The sequence below is a fragment of the Bacillus sp. F56 genome (genome assembly GCF_001748205.1).
Taxonomy (GTDB): domain Bacteria; phylum Bacillota; class Bacilli; order Bacillales; family Bacillaceae; genus Bacillus; species Bacillus stercoris.
In genome coordinates, this window is record NZ_BDFC01000006.1 from 1 (window position 1) to 16,972 (window position 16,972).

General features: G+C 45.5%; 18 protein-coding genes and 1 pseudogene. 13 read left to right on the forward strand and 6 right to left on the reverse strand.

Translation table 11 applies throughout. The features are described from left to right. The first annotated feature begins 273 nt into the window (after nucleotides 1–273). On the forward strand, nucleotides 274–1,197 hold the full coding sequence (gene rnz / locus BFW96_RS08295) for a ribonuclease Z (protein ID WP_069839171.1): 924 nt from the start codon (nucleotides 274–276) through the stop codon (nucleotides 1,195–1,197). A 79-nt stretch (nucleotides 1,198–1,276) separates the two neighbouring features. Next, the gene (rpmG, locus tag BFW96_RS08300; protein ID WP_003226511.1) at nucleotides 1,277–1,426 is read left to right on the forward strand and encodes a 50S ribosomal protein L33; all 150 of its coding nucleotides are present in this window, start codon (nucleotides 1,277–1,279) and stop codon (nucleotides 1,424–1,426) included. A 45-nt stretch (nucleotides 1,427–1,471) separates the two neighbouring features. Here rpmG and BFW96_RS08305 read toward each other — a convergent pair whose 3' ends face one another. Together BFW96_RS08305 and namA are read right to left on the reverse strand one after the other, a co-directional pair. Continuing rightward, nucleotides 1,472–2,233 (reverse strand): alpha/beta fold hydrolase, encoded by a 762-nt coding sequence (locus BFW96_RS08305; RefSeq protein ID WP_069839172.1) that lies wholly within the window; start codon nucleotides 2,231–2,233, stop codon nucleotides 1,472–1,474. Nucleotides 2,234–2,342: 109 nt separating this feature from the next. Further along, nucleotides 2,343–3,359 carry an NADPH dehydrogenase NamA gene (namA, locus tag BFW96_RS08310; RefSeq protein ID WP_014664514.1) on the reverse strand — a complete coding sequence of 339 codons (1,017 nt, stop codon included), beginning with the start codon at nucleotides 3,357–3,359 and terminating at the stop codon, nucleotides 2,343–2,345. Nucleotides 3,360–3,531: 172 nt separating this feature from the next. Here namA and BFW96_RS08315 point away from each other — a divergent pair, with 172 nt between their 5' ends. Further along, nucleotides 3,532–5,166 (forward strand): M20/M25/M40 family metallo-hydrolase, encoded by a 1,635-nt coding sequence (locus BFW96_RS08315; protein WP_069839173.1) that lies wholly within the window; start codon nucleotides 3,532–3,534, stop codon nucleotides 5,164–5,166. 32 nt (nucleotides 5,167–5,198) lie between these two features. Here the strand turns inward: BFW96_RS08315 and proC are convergent, their stop codons facing one another. Further along, nucleotides 5,199–6,032 (reverse strand): pyrroline-5-carboxylate reductase, encoded by an 834-nt coding sequence (gene proC, locus BFW96_RS08320; protein WP_069839174.1) that lies wholly within the window; start codon nucleotides 6,030–6,032, stop codon nucleotides 5,199–5,201. A gap of 402 nt (nucleotides 6,033–6,434) precedes the next feature. Here proC and BFW96_RS08325 point away from each other — a divergent pair, with 402 nt between their 5' ends. From BFW96_RS08325 to BFW96_RS08345, 5 genes are all read left to right on the forward strand, one after another. Beyond that, nucleotides 6,435–7,394, forward strand: coding sequence for an MBL fold metallo-hydrolase (locus BFW96_RS08325; RefSeq protein ID WP_069839175.1), 960 nt, complete (start codon nucleotides 6,435–6,437; stop codon nucleotides 7,392–7,394). 5 nt (nucleotides 7,395–7,399) lie between these two features. Beyond that, complete coding sequence (locus tag BFW96_RS08330) at nucleotides 7,400–8,179, forward strand: SDR family NAD(P)-dependent oxidoreductase (RefSeq protein ID WP_040082706.1); 780 nt, start codon at nucleotides 7,400–7,402, stop codon at nucleotides 8,177–8,179. Between the two features lie 74 nt (nucleotides 8,180–8,253). Then, entirely contained in the window at nucleotides 8,254–9,603 is a 1,350-nt protein-coding gene (dsdA, locus tag BFW96_RS08335) for a D-serine ammonia-lyase (protein ID WP_069839176.1), read from the forward strand. A gap of 71 nt (nucleotides 9,604–9,674) precedes the next feature. Next, nucleotides 9,675–10,634, forward strand: coding sequence for a type I pantothenate kinase (gene coaA / locus BFW96_RS08340; protein ID WP_003245966.1), 960 nt, complete (start codon nucleotides 9,675–9,677; stop codon nucleotides 10,632–10,634). Nucleotides 10,635–10,638: 4 nt separating this feature from the next. Continuing rightward, nucleotides 10,639–11,025 (forward strand): VOC family protein, encoded by a 387-nt coding sequence (locus BFW96_RS08345; RefSeq protein ID WP_069839177.1) that lies wholly within the window; start codon nucleotides 10,639–10,641, stop codon nucleotides 11,023–11,025. On the opposite strand, the gene BFW96_RS21700 is transcribed toward BFW96_RS08345, so the two are convergent. The 3 genes from BFW96_RS21700 to BFW96_RS08360 all read right to left on the reverse strand — a co-directional run bounded on the left by BFW96_RS21700 (nucleotide 11,022) and on the right by BFW96_RS08360 (nucleotide 13,208). Further along, nucleotides 11,022–11,180, reverse strand: a complete 159-nt coding sequence (locus BFW96_RS21700) for a hypothetical protein (protein WP_041521369.1) — start codon at nucleotides 11,178–11,180, stop codon at nucleotides 11,022–11,024. The genes BFW96_RS08345 and BFW96_RS21700 overlap by 4 nt on opposite strands. 50 nt (nucleotides 11,181–11,230) lie before the next feature. Beyond that, nucleotides 11,231–12,463 (reverse strand): MDR family MFS transporter, encoded by a 1,233-nt coding sequence (locus tag BFW96_RS08355; protein WP_069839178.1) that lies wholly within the window; start codon nucleotides 12,461–12,463, stop codon nucleotides 11,231–11,233. A 538-nt stretch (nucleotides 12,464–13,001) separates the two neighbouring features. Then, nucleotides 13,002–13,208 carry a YqzH family protein gene (locus BFW96_RS08360; protein ID WP_003226541.1) on the reverse strand — a complete coding sequence of 69 codons (207 nt, stop codon included), beginning with the start codon at nucleotides 13,206–13,208 and terminating at the stop codon, nucleotides 13,002–13,004. Nucleotides 13,209–13,374: 166 nt separating this feature from the next. On the opposite strand from BFW96_RS08360, the gene BFW96_RS08365 reads away from it, so the two are divergent. From BFW96_RS08365 to BFW96_RS08385, 5 genes and pseudogenes are all read left to right on the forward strand, one after another. Continuing rightward, nucleotides 13,375–14,613, forward strand: coding sequence for a DNA polymerase IV (locus BFW96_RS08365; RefSeq protein ID WP_080478242.1), 1,239 nt, complete (start codon nucleotides 13,375–13,377; stop codon nucleotides 14,611–14,613). Then, nucleotides 14,610–14,948, forward strand: coding sequence for a YolD-like family protein (locus BFW96_RS08370; protein WP_014664503.1), 339 nt, complete (start codon nucleotides 14,610–14,612; stop codon nucleotides 14,946–14,948). The genes BFW96_RS08365 and BFW96_RS08370 overlap by 4 nt, the downstream gene beginning before the upstream one ends. A 183-nt stretch (nucleotides 14,949–15,131) precedes the next feature. Next, nucleotides 15,132–15,602 (forward strand): GNAT family N-acetyltransferase, encoded by a 471-nt coding sequence (locus BFW96_RS08375; RefSeq protein ID WP_069149823.1) that lies wholly within the window; start codon nucleotides 15,132–15,134, stop codon nucleotides 15,600–15,602. A 9-nt stretch (nucleotides 15,603–15,611) separates the two neighbouring features. Then, the gene (locus BFW96_RS08380; protein WP_069149822.1) at nucleotides 15,612–15,956 is read left to right on the forward strand and encodes an antibiotic biosynthesis monooxygenase family protein; all 345 of its coding nucleotides are present in this window, start codon (nucleotides 15,612–15,614) and stop codon (nucleotides 15,954–15,956) included. Further along, nucleotides 15,949–16,968, forward strand: a pseudogene (locus BFW96_RS08385) (GNAT family N-acetyltransferase); the annotation flags it as partial. The gene BFW96_RS08380 and the pseudogene BFW96_RS08385, both read left to right, overlap by 8 nt. Between the last annotated feature and the right edge of the window lie 4 nt (nucleotides 16,969–16,972).

Consider the following 16,972-nt stretch of genomic DNA (forward strand, 5'->3'; position numbering starts at 1 on the left):
GCACCGAATATGACAATTACTGCTTTTGGTTGTTGGTTTGTTTTCACTAAAAGTACCTCACTTTATTCGAAGCTTTATTTTAGTACACCCCGTATATTTCCTTCATTTTAAATCTAAAATTCAACGAAAGCAAACATTTAAGCCCTTTTTTAAGCAGAATGCTGAAAAAATGTTTCTAGCACGAAAGGATTGTTCTTTTCAGAGGCAAGATTCACATTTTGAGCTTGATCCTGTATTCTAGTAGGTATCTGGTTCTAGTAGGAGGAAGGAAACGTGGAATTACTTTTTTTAGGGACGGGAGCCGGCATTCCCGCCAAGGCGAGAAACGTCACCTCTGTAGCATTGAAATTGCTTGAAGAAAGGCGTTCGGTATGGCTTTTTGACTGCGGGGAAGCCACACAGCATCAAATTTTACATACAACGATTAAACCTCGTAAAATAGAGAAAATCTTTATTACACACATGCACGGCGATCATGTATACGGACTTCCGGGGCTTCTGGGGAGCCGTTCCTTTCAAGGCGGAGAGGACGAGCTGACAGTGTACGGACCTAAAGGGATCAAGGCGTTTATTGAAACAAGCCTTGCCGTCACGAAGACCCATTTGACATATCCGCTTGCGGTCCAGGAAATTGAAGAAGGAATCGTGTTTGAGGACGATCAGTTTATTGTCACAGCGGTATCTGTTATTCATGGAGTGGAAGCCTTCGGGTACCGTGTGCAGGAAAAAGACGTACCGGGTTCCTTGAAGGCTGATGTATTAAAAGAAATGAACATCCCGCCCGGACCCGTGTATCAGAAAATCAAAAAAGGCGAAACGGTAACGCTTGAAGACGGACGCATCATCAATGGGAGTGATTTTCTGGAGCCTCCCAAAAAAGGAAGATCTGTTGTGTTCTCCGGAGATACGAGAGTTAGCGACAAACTAAAAGAGCTTGCAAGAGATTGTGATGTGCTTGTTCATGAAGCAACCTTTGCTAAGGAAGATCATAAACTGGCTTATGATTATTATCACAGCACAACGGAACAAGCGGCTGTAACAGCGAAAGAAGCAGGAGCAAAGCAGCTCATTTTAACCCATATCAGCGCAAGATATCAGGGAGATGCCTCTTTGGAGCTTCAAAAAGAAGCGGTTGACGTTTTCCCAAATAGTGTGGCGGCATATGATTTCTTAGAGGTACCCATCCCGCGAGGCTGAAGGCATCTTATTTGACAATTTGTCATTACGTTGTATAATAAAGCGTAATCATTACGTTTTAAAAAAGGAGATGTGAACGATGAGAGTCAATGTTACTTTAGCCTGCACTGAAACGGGAGACCGAAATTACATCACAACAAAAAATAAACGCACCAATCCAGATCGTTTGGAGCTGAAAAAATATTCACCGCGTTTAAAGAAATATACCCTTCACCGTGAAACAAAATAACAAAAAAGACCGGGCGTCGCTTACGGCCCGGTCTTTTTTGTTATGTTAATTGACTGCCTGGTAAAGAGGGGCGGTCTGCTGGCACGCTGCGCACCATACGTCATAAATAGCCAAATGAACGATATGAGGTTCATCATGATGGATGTTGTGGGAGCTGTTTTTAGCTTGAATCCAGCCGCTTTGGTTGGATAGAGACAATATGCTGCTGTGCAAGTTTTGCCATTCCTGTTCAGCAGCGAATTTCTCAGTCCGTTCTCCTGATGACAATACAAGGAGAGGCATGTTTCCTAAATGGATTTGCCGCTGTTTGAGCTCCTGCAGACTTTTTGAAAATTCTGCAGGTGTGCCCTCAAGCATCATCTTTCTCGTATATGATTTGTGCATCTCTTCGGGTATAAAGGTGAAGCTGGCGCAATCTCCTAAAGCTGGATCAAGAAGGACCATGCCGATAATATCATACTTGTTTTTGCAGGCCCATAAGCCGGTGATGACAGCTCCGTATGAGTGTGAAACAGCCAGATAAGGAGGTTTTACATCTGCTGCTTTAAGCAAACTCTCCAATTCTTTCACTTGTTGTTCAGCTGTTCGTTTCGCTTTGCTTCGCCCGCTTTTCCCTATGCCCGCCCGATCATATGTGAAAATGCCAAATTCATCATCAATGTCCGCCATTAATGGTTTCCACGTCTCAGAAGAAGTACCGTAGCCGGCCTCAAAGACAATCGTTACACCGCTTGTTCCTTTCCGGTGCTGTGTATGAAACGCACATCCGTCAATTGTATATGTCTTTTCCATCCAAGCTGATTTCATTGGAGTCATCTCCTCTAATTGGTTCTACTAGGGAGACGGAGAACCTTAGCCGATCGTTTCTCTAAAAATAAAAAAAGAGATATCCGGCAGTGGATATCTCTCATAGGCATTACCAGCCTCTTTCGTATTGAACAGGGGCCGGAATCTCTGTATTGAGCTGTTTCGCGGCGGTTCTTGCAAAGAATGGATCCCGCAAAAGCTCTCTGCCGATAAAGATGAGGTCGGCACGTCCGTTTTGCAGAATTTCTTCAGCCATTGAACCGTCTGTAATCATGCCGACAGCACCAGTCGCCATGTCCGCCTGTTCACGGATTTTCTCGGCGAAGCTGACCTGATAGCCGGGAAATACATTAATGTCTGCGTGAACAAGGGCGCCTGAACTGCAGTCGATTAAGTCAACACCCTGCTCCTTCATCCATTTTGCAAAACCGATGTGATCGGCGATGTCCAATCCTTTATCTGTATAGTCTGAAGCAGATACACGGACAAATAATGGCCCGTCCCATACTTGTTTGACTTCATCGATGATCTCTCTCAAGAAACGATAGCGGTTTTCAGGTGAACCGCCGTATTCATCTGTGCGATGGTTGGAAAGCGGAGATAAAAATTCGTGAATTAAATATCCGTGCGCCGCATGAATTTCAATCACATCAAAGCCGGCTTCTTTTGCCCGGGCAGCCGCTTGCTTGAACTCCTGGATCGTTTCTTTTACTTTTTCTGCTGACATTTCTACTGGCGTTGCTGATTGTTCGTCAAACGCAATCGCCGATGGAGCGAAAATATCTCCTTCAAGCTCAGCTTTACGTCCGGCATGGGCAAGCTGAATGCCGATTTTTGAACCTTGTTCTTTGACCTGCTCAGTCAGTTTGGCAAAGCCTTCAATATGCTCGTCGCCCCAAATGCCTAAGTCTTGGTCTGTGATTCGACCCTGAGGGTTAACTGCTGACGCCTCTACAATAATCAGTCCGACTTGGCCGATTGCACGCGATATGTAATGCGCCATGTGGAACGGCGTTAATTTCCCGTCCTTTTCATGAGAAGAATACATGCACATTGGCGACATAACAATGCGATTTTTTAATGTCATATCTTTAATTGTAATAGGTGTGAATAATTTTCTGGCCATTTCTTTCGCCTCCCGTAAGGTTTTTAGAGATTGATTATATCAAGTCATTTCTTTCGCGTCATATAAACTGCTCAAAAGAACCGTTTTTGTCAAACATTTCTGTATAATAGACAAGAAATCATTTTATTTTTCAGTTTATCAGCGTTTTTATTCATAGGAGGGGCGGAAATCGATGAATTGGCAGACGAAGGACGAATTGCGAGGACTTTTAACTTCTCTTGTGCAATACGAAAGCATCACCGGTTCGAAGGGCGAGGCAGCACTTGCGGAATATCTTTATTTTATTTTGAAAGACAAGCCCTATTTTCAAAAACATCCAGATGATGTAACTCTTCATACGATGGACGATGGCAGATCTTTTCTTACGGCTTTAGTCAAAAAGAAGAAAGTCAAAAAGACAGTGCTACTGTTGAGTCATTTTGATGTTGTTGACATAGAGGATTACGGAGAATTTAAACATATGGCTTGCAAGCCTGCTGAGCTTTTGAGTTCCTTTTTAGAGAAAAAAGAGCTGCTTCCTGAACGTGTGAGAAGAGATGCTGAAAGCGGAGACTGGCTGTTTGGCAGAGGGACGATGGATATGAAAGCGGGGCTTTGTGTTCAGTTGTCGATGCTGGAGCGGGCAATGAACGGCCATTTTGAGGGCAATCTGCTGTTGATAACAGTTCCGGACGAGGAAGTGAATTCAAGAGGCATGATTGAGGCGGTTCCTGTATTGAAGGAAATGGAGAAAAAGCATGATATCACATTAACCGCCTGCCTGAATGCTGAACCGATGTTTGAAAAATTCCCCGGCGACCAGCAGCAATATTTTTATACAGGAAGCATTGGCAAGGTGCTTGCGGGATTTTTCTGCAAGGGAATTGAGACACATGTTGGAGAGCCGTTTTCAGGCCTAAACGCGAATTTAATGGTATCTGAGATTAACCGTTTGCTTGAACTGAATGCTGATTATTGTGAAAAGGTTGATGGTGAGGTCACTCCGCCGCCGGTAAACTTAATGCAAAAGGACTTGAAAGAGGCATATTCAGTTCAGACACCGCATACAGCTGTCACATTATTTAATGTGCTGTCAATGAGACGCTCGGCTAGTGAGCTGCACCAGATGCTGCTGAAAACCGCAAAACAGGCGGCGGAGGAAATCATGTCGAACGTTCGGAAGAAAACACAGGACTTTCAACAATTTGAGCCTTTTCAGCCGATTGAACGGGCCGTCACTGTTTTGACATTTGATGAGCTGGTTGCGCGTGCAAAAAAACGTGCTGGAATTTCGGAAACAGACCGAGCTCTTAATTATGCCTTTGCTAACAGGGGGGAGCTTGGAGACAGGGATTTTTCGACGAAAATTGTTTCTGAGATTGCTTCGCTTTGTAAAGAGGATGCCCCGCTTATTGTTCTTTTTTATAGTCCGCCGTTTTATCCGGCCGTTTCGTCAAAGGACGATCAATTGATTAGGCATACAGCTGATCAGCTTATGCAGTATGCGGTTAACAGATACGGCATTGCGTTGCGGGAGGTTCAGTACTTTCCCGGACTATCGGACTTGAGCTATCTTCAGCTGGAAAAGCAGGAGGTTGACGCATACACAAGCAATATGCCGCTCTTTAATAGAGGATATTCATTGCCAAGCGGCAAAGAACAGGCTTTATATGTCCCCGTTTTAAATGTCGGTCCGGCTGGCAAAGACCCGCACAAATGGACGGAAAGATTGTACATGCCTTATTCCTTTGAAGTGCTTCCCGATTTGCTTTCATTTACGATCTCCGCGCTATTAAAGCAATCGGAAACAGCCGGCCAGCAGTTGTAGAAAAAGAAAGACAGAAGGCCCTATCCTTCTGTCTAATGCCTCTCTAAAGCCGCTCCGGCAAACTGTTCTTTGATTTCTGCGCTCCGTTTAGCGGTCTCTTCAATACAGTGAATAATCGCCTCTTCAAAGCGGGAGTCCTGTAAAGCACGAAGGCCTGCCTCTGTAGTGCCCCCAGGACTGGTGATTTCCTTGCGCAGCTGTGCAGGCTGTTTGCCACTTTGAAGGAGCATATCAGTTGCCCCTGCCATTGTCTGCAAAATGAGTGCTTTTGCCGTTTCTTTATCTAATCCTACTTTTTGCGCCGCTTTTTCCATTGCCTCAATATAACGATATACGTAGGCCGGGCCGCTGCCTGCGATTGCAGTGACGGCGTCAAGATGACGCTCCTCCACCAGTGTGGCATCGCCGATTGTTTCCAATAGAGCCTTTGCAGCAGCAATATCGTCCTGGCTTGCTTCTGCGCTTACGGAAAATCCGGTTGCTGATTTTCTGATTGCCGCCGATGTATTCGGCATGACTCGAATGACCGCGAGCTTTCTGCCGAAATAATGCTGAATGGTTTCGATGGTAAGGCCTGCAAGTACTGAAATCACCAGCTGGTCCTTGAGATACGGCCGGATGCTGTCGATGCTTTCCGCCGCGTCTTTCGGTTTGAAAGCGAGGATGATGATATCGGTGTGAGTGAAAAACTCATTTTTATCTCTGCATGGACGCACGCCATACGCTTCCTTTAATTCAATCAGACGCTCGTCATTTGAGCGGTTTGTAATATAGATATGTTCTGATTTTGTGATGCCGCTTTGCAAAATACCGTTGATCATTGCTTCAGCCATTGACCCGGCGCCGACAAATCCTATTTTTTTCATTGATATCCTCCTTCTATCAGAACAACAAAAAACCTTTTCATCACGTAAAGGACGAAAAGGTTCGCGGTACCACCCTCATTAGCACAAATTGTGCTCAGCTCAAATCCCGTAACGCGGGAAACGTTTAGGTTTTCCTAACCGCGACTTGAGGGCAGGTTCTACAAACAAGCGGGCCGCAATACCTTTCAGCCGGGGGTATCGCTCTCTTAGGCCATTGCCTTGTATACTATTCCTCGTCATAGCGTTCCAATGTTCTCGTTTTAGTTTGTTGTTCATTATGCAATGGCGGACAAGCTAATGTCAATAGCTTTTTCAAAAAGGTCTGTTCTCATTCAGCAATAATGACATAAGACCGAGAAAAAGCTAAAATATGAATAATGAATGAAGACAAGGAGCGAAAGGATGACAACTGAAGATGTAATTGCGATCCGCATCCCGACGCCGTTTGCTGTCGGCGATGTTATCGTTTACCTCGTAAAAGGTGATGCGCTGACACTTATCGATGCCGGGCCGAATACAAAAGAGGCTGCCAGCGCCTTACAAGAGCAGCTTGCTGCTGTAAATGTGAAAATGTCAGATATCGAGCAGGTTGTACTGACTCACCATCATGCTGACCATGCAGGCTTGCTTGATGTCTTTTCAGATGAAATCGAAGTGATTGGGCATGCGTTCAACGAACCTTATATCAGCCGAAATCAAGCCTTTATGGATTGGCAAAAACGTTTTTTTCGAAAGCTGCTGCCTGAACTAGGCGTTCCATTTGATACGGGGAAGGCGGAAAAGCTGATTCGGTCAGCGTATGCATTTTCCTGTACGAGATCTCTGACAAAAACAATCAGTGAAGGTATGGGCATTGACGGGCTTGAGGGCTGGTCTGTGTTGGAGATGCCTGGACATGCTGAATCGCATATCGTTCTTTTCCATGAAAAAAGCGGAAGGATGCTTGGCGGAGATCTACTGCTGGCCAACAGCTCGTCTAATCCGATTATAGAAGCGCCGAAAGCGGGGGACGTCAGGTCAAAGCCTTTAGTGGATTATCAGCGGTCTTTGCGCAGGCTGTCTCAACTTGAGCCAACAATCGTATTTCCTGGTCACGGCGAGCCAATCACCAGTGTCCAGGCGCTGATTGAGAAGCGTTTTGACAAGCAGAGGAATCGAACGGAGGATGTGCGCCGCATGTTGGCTGAAAAGCCGATGACCGCTTTTCAGGTCTGTCAGCAGCTTTTTCCTGCTGTATATGAAAAGGAATTGTTTTTAACAATGTCAGAAACGGCAGGGCATCTTGATGTGTTGGAGGCTGAAGAAGCCATCACGTCATATTGGGAAGGAAACATCGCATACTTTAGAACAATGAAGAGGTGAAATGGGTGAAACATATAGCGGGAAAAAGGATTTGGATAACCGGTGCTTCAGGAGGGCTTGGAGAAAGAATCGCATACTTATGCGCGGCTGAAGGAGCCCATGTCCTGCTGTCGGCTAGACGTGAGGATCGTTTGATAGAAATCAAAAGGAAAATAACAGAGGAATGGAGCGGACAGTGTGAGATCTTTCCTCTGGATGTCGGCCGCCTAGAGGATATCGCCCGGGTCCGTGATCAGATCGGCTCGGTTGATGTTCTGATCAACAATGCGGGCTTCGGTATATTTGAAACGGTTTTAGACTCGACATTGGAAGACATGAAAGCGATGTTTGATGTAAATGTGTTCGGCCTGGTCGCCTGTACAAAAGCGGTGCTCCCGCAAATGCTTGAGCAAAAAAAGGGCCATATCATCAATATCGCCTCTCAAGCGGGGAAAATCGCAACACCGAAGTCGAGCCTGTATTCCGCGACAAAACATGCCGTGCTAGGATACTCAAATGCTTTGCGGATGGAGCTGTCGGGAACCGGCATTTATGTGACAACAGTCAATCCGGGACCGATTCAGACGGACTTTTTTTCCATTGCTGATAAAGGTGGGGACTACGTCAAAAATGTCGGCCGCTGGATGCTTGATCCTGATGACGTGGCAGCTCAAATTACAGCTGCAATTTTTACGAACAAACGGGAGATCAATCTTCCGCGTTTAATGAATGCCGGCACTAAGCTGTATCAGCTGTTTCCAGCTCTCGTTGAAAAGCTGGCAGGACGCGTGCTCATGAAAAAATAATGATGGAACTGCCTGTGGTGGAATGATTGTTGCTCACGAGGCAGTATTTGATAGTGGAAGGGAGAGATTGTTGAATGTCAATTCATTCAGATGTCCTTCATGTTCTGCTCAAAGATCCGTTTATTCAGAAACTGATTGATGCAGAGCCTGTATTCTGGGCAAATTCAGGCAAGAAAGAGAAGCGGCCATTACCCCATGCAGATGAGTGGGCAACCGAGATCGCGGAAGCGGAAGAAAGACTGCGGCGCTTTGCCCCTTATATTGCCGAGGTGTTTCCTGAGACGAAAGGCGCTAAAGGGATCATCGAGTCTCCGCTTTTTGAGATGCAGTATATGAAGGAAAAGCTGGAAGCGGCATATCAGCAGCCATTCCCGGGAAGATGGCTTTTAAAGTGCGACCACGAACTTCCGATTTCAGGATCGATTAAAGCGCGGGGCGGGATTTATGAAGTATTAAAGCATGCAGAAGATCTGGCGCTTCAAGAAGGCATACTTCAGGAAACTGATGATTACCGCATCTTACGGGAAGACCGGTTTGCCGCGTTTTTCTCCCGCTATTCGATTGCTGTCGGTTCAACAGGAAACCTGGGTTTAAGCATCGGCATCATTGGCGCGGCACTCGGGTTTCGCGTGACAGTGCATATGTCGGCCGATGCTAAGCAGTGGAAAAAGGATCTCCTCCGTCAAAAGGGTGTCACTGTTATGGAGTACGAAACAGATTACAGTGAAGCGGTGAACGAAGGGAGACTGCAGGCGGAACAAGATCCATTCTGTTATTTTATTGATGATGAACATTCTCGTCAGCTGTTCTTAGGATATGCTGTTGCTGCAAGCCGATTAAAAACACAGCTTGACAATATGAATATACAGCCAAGTCTCGAGACGCCCTTGTTTGTGTATCTGCCGTGCGGAGTCGGCGGAGGACCGGGCGGTGTAGCATTTGGGCTGAAGCTTTTATACGAAGATCATGTTCACGTGTTTTTCGCAGAACCAACTCATTCACCGTGTATGCTGTTAGGGCTTTATTCAGGACTTCACGAGAAGATCTCCGTCCATGATATCGGTCTGGATAATCGGACGGCTGCTGACGGACTTGCCGTAGGGAGGCCGTCAGGATTTGTCGGCAAGCTGATTGAACCGCTTCTGAGCGGCTGTTATACGGTAGAGGATAATATGCTTTATACTTTGCTTCATATGCTGGCTGTATCTGAAAATCAATATTTAGAGCCATCTGCTCTTGCCGGCATGTTCGGACCGGTTCAGCTTTTTTCGACAGAAGAGGGAAGGCGCTATAGTCAGAAATATAATATGGAACATGCCGTACATATCGTCTGGGGAACGGGAGGAAGCATGGTTCCAAAAGAGGAAATGGCTGCGTATAACCGAATCGGTGCTGATTTGCTAAAAAACGAAATGAAAAAATAAGCAGACAGTGAAAAGGTTTTCCGTTACAATCTTTGTAAGGGTTTTAACCTACAGAGAGTCAGGTGTAAACAGTGAAAAATAAAGAGCTTAACTTACATACTTTATATACACAGCACAATCGAGAGTCTTGGTCTGGTTTTGGGGGACATTTGTCGATTGCTGTATCTGAAGAAGAGGCAAAAGCGGTGGAAGGGCTCAATGATTATCTATCTGTTGAAGAAGTGGAAACGATCTATATTCCGCTTGTTCGGCTGCTCCATTTGCATGTCAAGTCTGCTGCTGAACGCAATAAGCATGTCAATGTTTTTTTGAAGCACCCGCATTCAGCCAAAATCCCGTTTATTATCGGCATCGCCGGCAGTGTCGCAGTTGGAAAAAGCACGACGGCGCGGATCTTGCAGAAGCTGCTTTCGCGTTTGCCTGATCGTCCCAAAGTGAGCCTTATCACAACAGATGGTTTTTTATTTCCTACTGCTGAGCTCAAAAAGAAAAATATGATGTCAAGAAAAGGGTTTCCTGAAAGCTATGATGTAAAGGCGCTGCTCGAATTTTTGAATGACTTAAAATCAGGAAAGGACAGCGTAAAGGCCCCGGTGTATTCCCATCTAACCTATGACCGCGAGGAAGGTGTGTTCGAGGTTGTAGAACAGGCGGATATTGTGATTATTGAAGGTATTAATGTACTTCAGTCCCCCACCTTGGAGGATGACCGGGAAAACCCGCGTATTTTTGTTTCCGATTTCTTCGATTTTTCGATTTATGTGGATGCGGAGGAAAGCCGGATTTTCACTTGGTATTTGGAGCGTTTTCGTCTGCTTCGGGAAACTGCTTTTCAAAATCCTGATTCATACTTTCATAAATTTAAAGACTTGTCCGATCAGGAGGCTGACGAGATGGCAGCCTCGATTTGGGAGAGTGTCAACCGGCCGAATTTATATGAAAATATCCTGCCGACTAAATTCAGGTCAGATCTCATTTTGCGTAAGGGAGACGGGCATAAGGTCGAGGAAGTGCTGGTAAGGAGGGTATGAAACTGTGCATCATATTGAACTGTATGTCTCTGATTTGGAGACGTCAAGGCGGTTTTGGGGCTGGTTCTTAAAAGAACTTGGCTATAAAGAGTACCAAAAATGGAGCTCAGGCATCAGCTGGAAGAAAGATGGTTTTTACCTAGTAATTGTGCAGGCGAAAGAGTCTTTTCTAGAGCCGGAATACCATAGATGCCGAGTCGGTCTGAACCATCTCGCATTTCATGCTGAATCCAAGCATCAAGTCGATCAGATGACCGAAAAATTAACGGCAAAAGGCTATCGTGTGTTGTACCGAGACAGGCATCCTTTTGCCGGAGGAGACGGGCATTATGCAGTCTATTGTGAGGATCCGGACCGGATTAAGGTAGAGCTCGTTGCCCCAAGCTGTTAATCGTGATCTTTGGACAGGCTGTTCAGCTTTTTCTCAATGCGATCCAGCTGCGCTTTTCGGTTTTTCGCATACTTGAAGCCTGTAACAGCCGCAAAGATGACAGCGGCAAATAGGATAAATACAAACAGCTGAAACATCACATCGCCTATATTCATGTTCTTCACCTCATGTTTGCGGGAGAGATTCATTTTCTCCCGTTTTTTATTTAAAGCTGCTTTTCCAGACGGGAACCGTGTTTTGTGGTTGCCGTTTTCATCTGCCGATAGGCGACCGCTAAAAATGGCAGTCCGAGCAGGGTAATGCCGCTCAGGACAGAAAAAATAAAAATTGGCCGGCCAGCGCCAAACAGATCTATACATATCCCTCCGACCCAGGGGCCGATGACGTTTCCGAGCTGGGAAAAACCGATTGCCCCGAAATAAGTGCCTTTTAATCCTGGTTTTGCAATCTGGTCTACAAACAAATCCATCATAGAGAACAAAAGCACTTCGCCGATTGTAAAAGTGATGACAATCATCACAAGTGATGAAACACCGTGTGATACGGTGAAAATGGCCATGCTGATACTAACCATCACATTACCGAGCATCAGAGAGCAAAGCGGCGAAAAACGTTTTGCAAAATGGACAATGGGAAATTGCGTCGCCAACACTACGATTGCGTTTAATGTCAGCATCAGTCCGTACAGCTTCGTTCCATTGCCGATCAAGGGGTTGTGCGCCATATACTGAGGGAATGTGGAACTAAATTGTGAGTAGCCAAAGGTGCATAGCGTAATGCCAACCAAAGCAATTGTAAAAAGATAATCCTTTTGCGTGACCATAAACGCTTCCCTTACGCTCATATGTCGGGACTGGTCTGATGCTGATAAAGAAGGATGTTTTTTAAATTGGCTGGCAAGCACAAGTCCGTATAGTCCGTAAATGACTGCAGGCACCAAAAAGGGCGTGGTCGATTGCGATGAGCCGAAATACAGGCCAAGCACGGGTCCGAAGACAACGCCGATATTAATAGCTGCATAGCGTAAATTAAAAACAAGCAGTCTTGTTTTTTCTTCTGTCATATCAGACAGCAAAGCCTTTGAAGCGGGCTCAAACAGTGATTTGCAAAGGCCGTTTAATGCGTTGACTACAAAAAACACCCAGAGATGAGATGCTGCCGCAAACCCCATAAATACCAGCATCCATCCGAAAATGGACACAAGCATCATGTTTTTTCTGCCGAATTTATCGGAGATATATCCGCCGTAAAAGCTTGCGAGGATGCCGACTGAGGAGCTTGCGGCAATGACCAGCCCTGCATAGGAAGCTGATGCACCTTGGACGGCTGTCAAATAAATCGCTAAAAAAGGAATGCTCATCGATGTTGCCATTCTGCCAAAAATGGTTCCGATTATAATTGTCCAGCTGATCGGGTGGATATCTTTCCATTGCATCATGGATTATATTCTCTCCTGTATGTAAGATCTTTCTCTATCATATATGAAAAAATTCCCTTATCCAATAGATGATTCAAAATATTTCGTTATTGACACGCCGTATGTCTGTGGATTGTATGGATGGCAATACATTATGTGTTGACGGCGTACATGGCTACGTATTGAAATTGAGGGTGATGCCAGAAGGAAGATCACGATATATCCGATGAAAAGCAAAGCGATTGGTCAGGAGGGTGTCTGTTTGAAGCAGTAAAGGAGTTTAAGCCGCCGGGATGCCGGAGCATATCGGCAGCAAAGCCGGATATGAGACCAAGAAGTACGCGGAAAACCGTCATGCCGCATGACAGAAGAGAGCGCGCATCTCTTCGGTTGAATTAAGGATGGTAATCGTGTATTCACGCGTGTTCGTGGACAGCTTATTCCGTTTTGAGCGAGCATTGAAGGGCTGTCGTATGGCTTTGAGACTGTTTCTTTGTTATCAGGCGGTGTTTTCAAAGGGAAGCCGCATCAGCGGCTGAAAGCACTGGCAGTCATACGTTTAAGAGAACAGGCCTTGGTTTGTGACATAGTCATAAATGATATCTTCTATATGCGCATGCAAATCCTCATCTGGTTCTTCATTCCGTCTCTCTTCTAGAGCTGCTTTCAGGCTTTGTTTTTCATACGGGCTTAACGGATCTATAGCAACGTTTCTGCCGTATTGACGCAGTGCCTGTCCCATCATTTTTTCAACAAATTTCTCCATTATGACTCTCCTATCCTTATGCTTCGCTTTTATTCTACTAAATGTTTTTCTTCTCTCAAACCCTTGGATCATATTTTCTGTCAGACAAGAATCATTTACCAGTATAAAACGAACATACTTTCGCATATAATAGAAAAACGAACATAAGTTCTTTTTAGAGGTGTGTATGATGAAAGAAAAAGTGATTTTTCTCGTTGACATGCAATCGTTTTATGCATCTGTAGAGAAAGCGGAAAATCCACATTTGAAAAATAAGCCCGTCATTGTTTCGGGTGACCCTGAAAAAAGGGGCGGAGTCGTACTGGCTGCCTGCCCGCTGGCGAAACAAAAGGGTGTGGTGAATGCTTCACGGCTGTGGGAGGCACAGGAAAAGTGTCCTGAGGCTGTTGTGCTCCGGCCGCGTATGCAGCGGTATATTGATGTATCACTGCAAATTACGGCTATTCTAGAGGAGTATACAGACCTTGTGGAGCCTTATTCCATCGATGAACAGTTCATGGACATTACAGGCAGCCAGAAGCTGTTTGGGACGCCGATGGAGATCGCGAAAAGCATTCAGGGCAGAATCATGCGGGAGATCGGCGTTTATGCGCGGGTTGGAATCGGCCCTAACAAGGCGCTGGCCAAAATTGCGTGTGACAATTTTGCCAAAAAGAATAAGAACGGTATTTTCACTTTAACGAAAGAAAATATAAAAACCGAAATGTGGCCGCTCCCGGTGGGCAGCATGTTTGGCGTTGGGAGCCGCATGAAGCATCATTTAAATCGAATGGGCATCAGCACGATCGGCGGGCTCGCGGCTTTTCCGCTCGATCTTTTAAAAAAGAAATGGGGCATTAACGGCCACGTGCTGTGGATGACGGCAAACGGAATTGACTATTCCCCTGTATCAACTTCATCTCTAGACGGGCAAAAGGCGATCGGCCATGGAATGACTCTCCCGAGAGACTACGAACACTTTGACAAAGAAATCAAGGTCGTATTGCTGGAGCTGAGTGAAGAAGTGTGCAGGCGAAGCCGAAACGCCGGAGTAATGGGGCAGACGGTGTCAGTGAGCTGCCGGGGTGCTGATTTTGATTGGCCGACGGGCTTCAATCGGCAAGTGAAGCTGGCGGAACCGACTAATTCTACGCAAGATGTATATGAGGCTGTATGCCGGCTGTTTCTTACATTTTGGGACGGGAAACCCGTCCGCCGCCTCGGTGTCAATCTGTCTCAGCTCTCATCTGATGACATATGGCAGCTCAATTTATTTCAGGATTATGCAAAGAAAATGAGCCTAGGCTATGTGATGGACGGCATTAAAAATCGATTCGGCGATACAGCAATCATCAGGGCGGCGTCATTGACAGCGGCAGGCCAGGCATTTGAACGTGCGGCTAAAATAGGGGGGCACTATAAATGAACGATCATTTAAAAAGGGGCAACCTGCTGTGGGAAGGAAGCAGGATGTTTCTGCCGGAACATAAGCAAAGCCTGCTGGAGAGAAAGCGGCATAAACAGAAGCTGCAAAAGCCGACCCTTGATCCCGATAAGCTGGAAGAGATGAATCAAACGCTTTGCACCGCGATGGAGTTTGCTCAGGATATCACTGTCAGCTGCTTTCAGGATGGTGAAATTGTCCGCTGCACTGGGAAAATATGCCGGTATGAAGAGTTTGAAAAAGCAGTATGGATAAAAGGCGATGAGGACCAGCTTTATAAGCTGAAACTTGATCAAGTGCTTGATATTGTGCTGTAAAGTCTCTCCTCCTGCTTGGGGGAGAAATGTGTAAAATGATCAAATATTGTTCCCTCGGCAGTCTGGAAACGTATGATACAGGAAAGAAGGCATTTACAATTCCAGCCAGGCAAAATATAATTTTTATATTGTGAGAAAAAGAGCTGACATTCGTTTTGCCAGACGGAGGGAGATCAAATCGTAATGGATATTCGAACAATCACGTCTTCAGATTATGAAATGGTAACGTCTGTAATGAATGAATGGTGGGGCGGCAGACAGCTGAAAGAAAAATTGCCGAGACTATTTTTTGAGCATTTTCAGGACACAAGCTTTCTTGCATCTGAACATAACAGCATGACCGGATTTTTAATCGGGTTTCAATCGCAATCGGATCCTGAAACGGCGTACATTCATTTTTCCGGTGTGCATCCGGATTTCAGAAAAATGCAAATTGGAAAACAATTATACGATGTATTTATTGAAACAGTAAAACAAAGAGGATGCACCCGGGTGAAGTGCGTCACTTCACCAGTGAATAAAGTATCAATCGCATATCACACAAAATTGGGGTTTGATATTGAAAAGGGCACCAAGACGGTAAATGGCATCTCAGTGTTTGCAAACTATGATGGCCCTGGCCAAGACAGGGTACTGTTTGTCAAAAACATATGAGGGGGAAATATGATGGATTTTTTATCAAAAACACCTGAGCCTCCTTACTATGCCGTCATTTTTTCTTCTGTCAAAAGCGAAACTGACACAGGATATGGAGAAACGGCAGAGCGGATGGTATTGCTTGCGGCGGATCAGCCTGGATTTTTAGGCGTGGAAAGCGTTCGTGAAGCGGATGGAAGGGGCATCACAGTTTCCTATTGGGACAGTATGAACGCAATTATCCTTTGGAAGCATCACACTGAACATCAAGCGGCAAAAGAAAAAGGAAAAAGTGTTTGGTACGAGTCGTATGCAGTCCGCGTCTCAAAAGTCGAAAGACAGCGGCTGTTTCAGGAGAACACGAATGATTGAATTTCTTCAGCATAAGGAAGACACAATAGCCCGTGAGATTATAGCCGTACAGATCCCATCTTACATAAAGGAAACAGAGATTATCGGTTTTGACGGCATTCCCGCTTTACAAGAGAAGGTGAAGGATATTCAAGCATCTCATGAACGGTTTGCGGGATATCGGAAAAACGGCAAGCTGATCGGTGTCATTTCATATGAGAAAAACATGCATCATCTCACCATTTGCAGGCTTGTTGTGCATCCTGACGGTTTTAGAAAAGGAATTGGACGAGCACTTCTGCAATTTGTCATTGATCAGAACGAAGACGCTGAGAAAATCGAAGTAGTCACAGCCGAGAAAAATATCCCGGCCGTGTCACTCTATACACAGGCGGGATTCCAAAAAGCAGAAACCGTCAAAGCAGCGCAGGGTCTATTGCTGTCGGTCTTTCATTTGTATTCGAAAAGAAAAGTTGAGGTCGTTCCCTACAACGAAAAATGGACGAAAGGTTTCGATGAAGAAAAAGAACGGCTGAAGCGGGTGTTCGGGCCGGAGATGATCGCCGTTCATCATATCGGAAGCACATCGATACCGAACATGGCAGCGAAGCCAATCATTGATATGTTAATTGAAGTCAGAAGCATTGAGGCCGTGAGCCAATTTGATGAACAAATGAAGGCTATCGGCTATATGCCAAAAGGTGAGAATGGCATCGCGGGCAGGCGTTATTTCCAAAAGGGCGGAAATAAACGAACCCATCATCTCCATCTGTACGAACAGGGAAACCCTGCTATTGAAAGGCATCTGTTATTCAGAGATTATCTTAGAGCTCATCCGAGCATAGCGAAAGAATACGCCGTTCTCAAAAAACGGCTGGCGGCCCAGCATTCCGATAGCATCAAACAATACATGCAAGGGAAAGATGAATGGATCAAGGCTGCAGAAGAAAATGCGAAGCGGTGGAAAAAAGGCAGAAACCATGCGAATGGCAGTGTTGTATGCTACAATAGCGAAAATGATGAAAACGGGGGGGCAC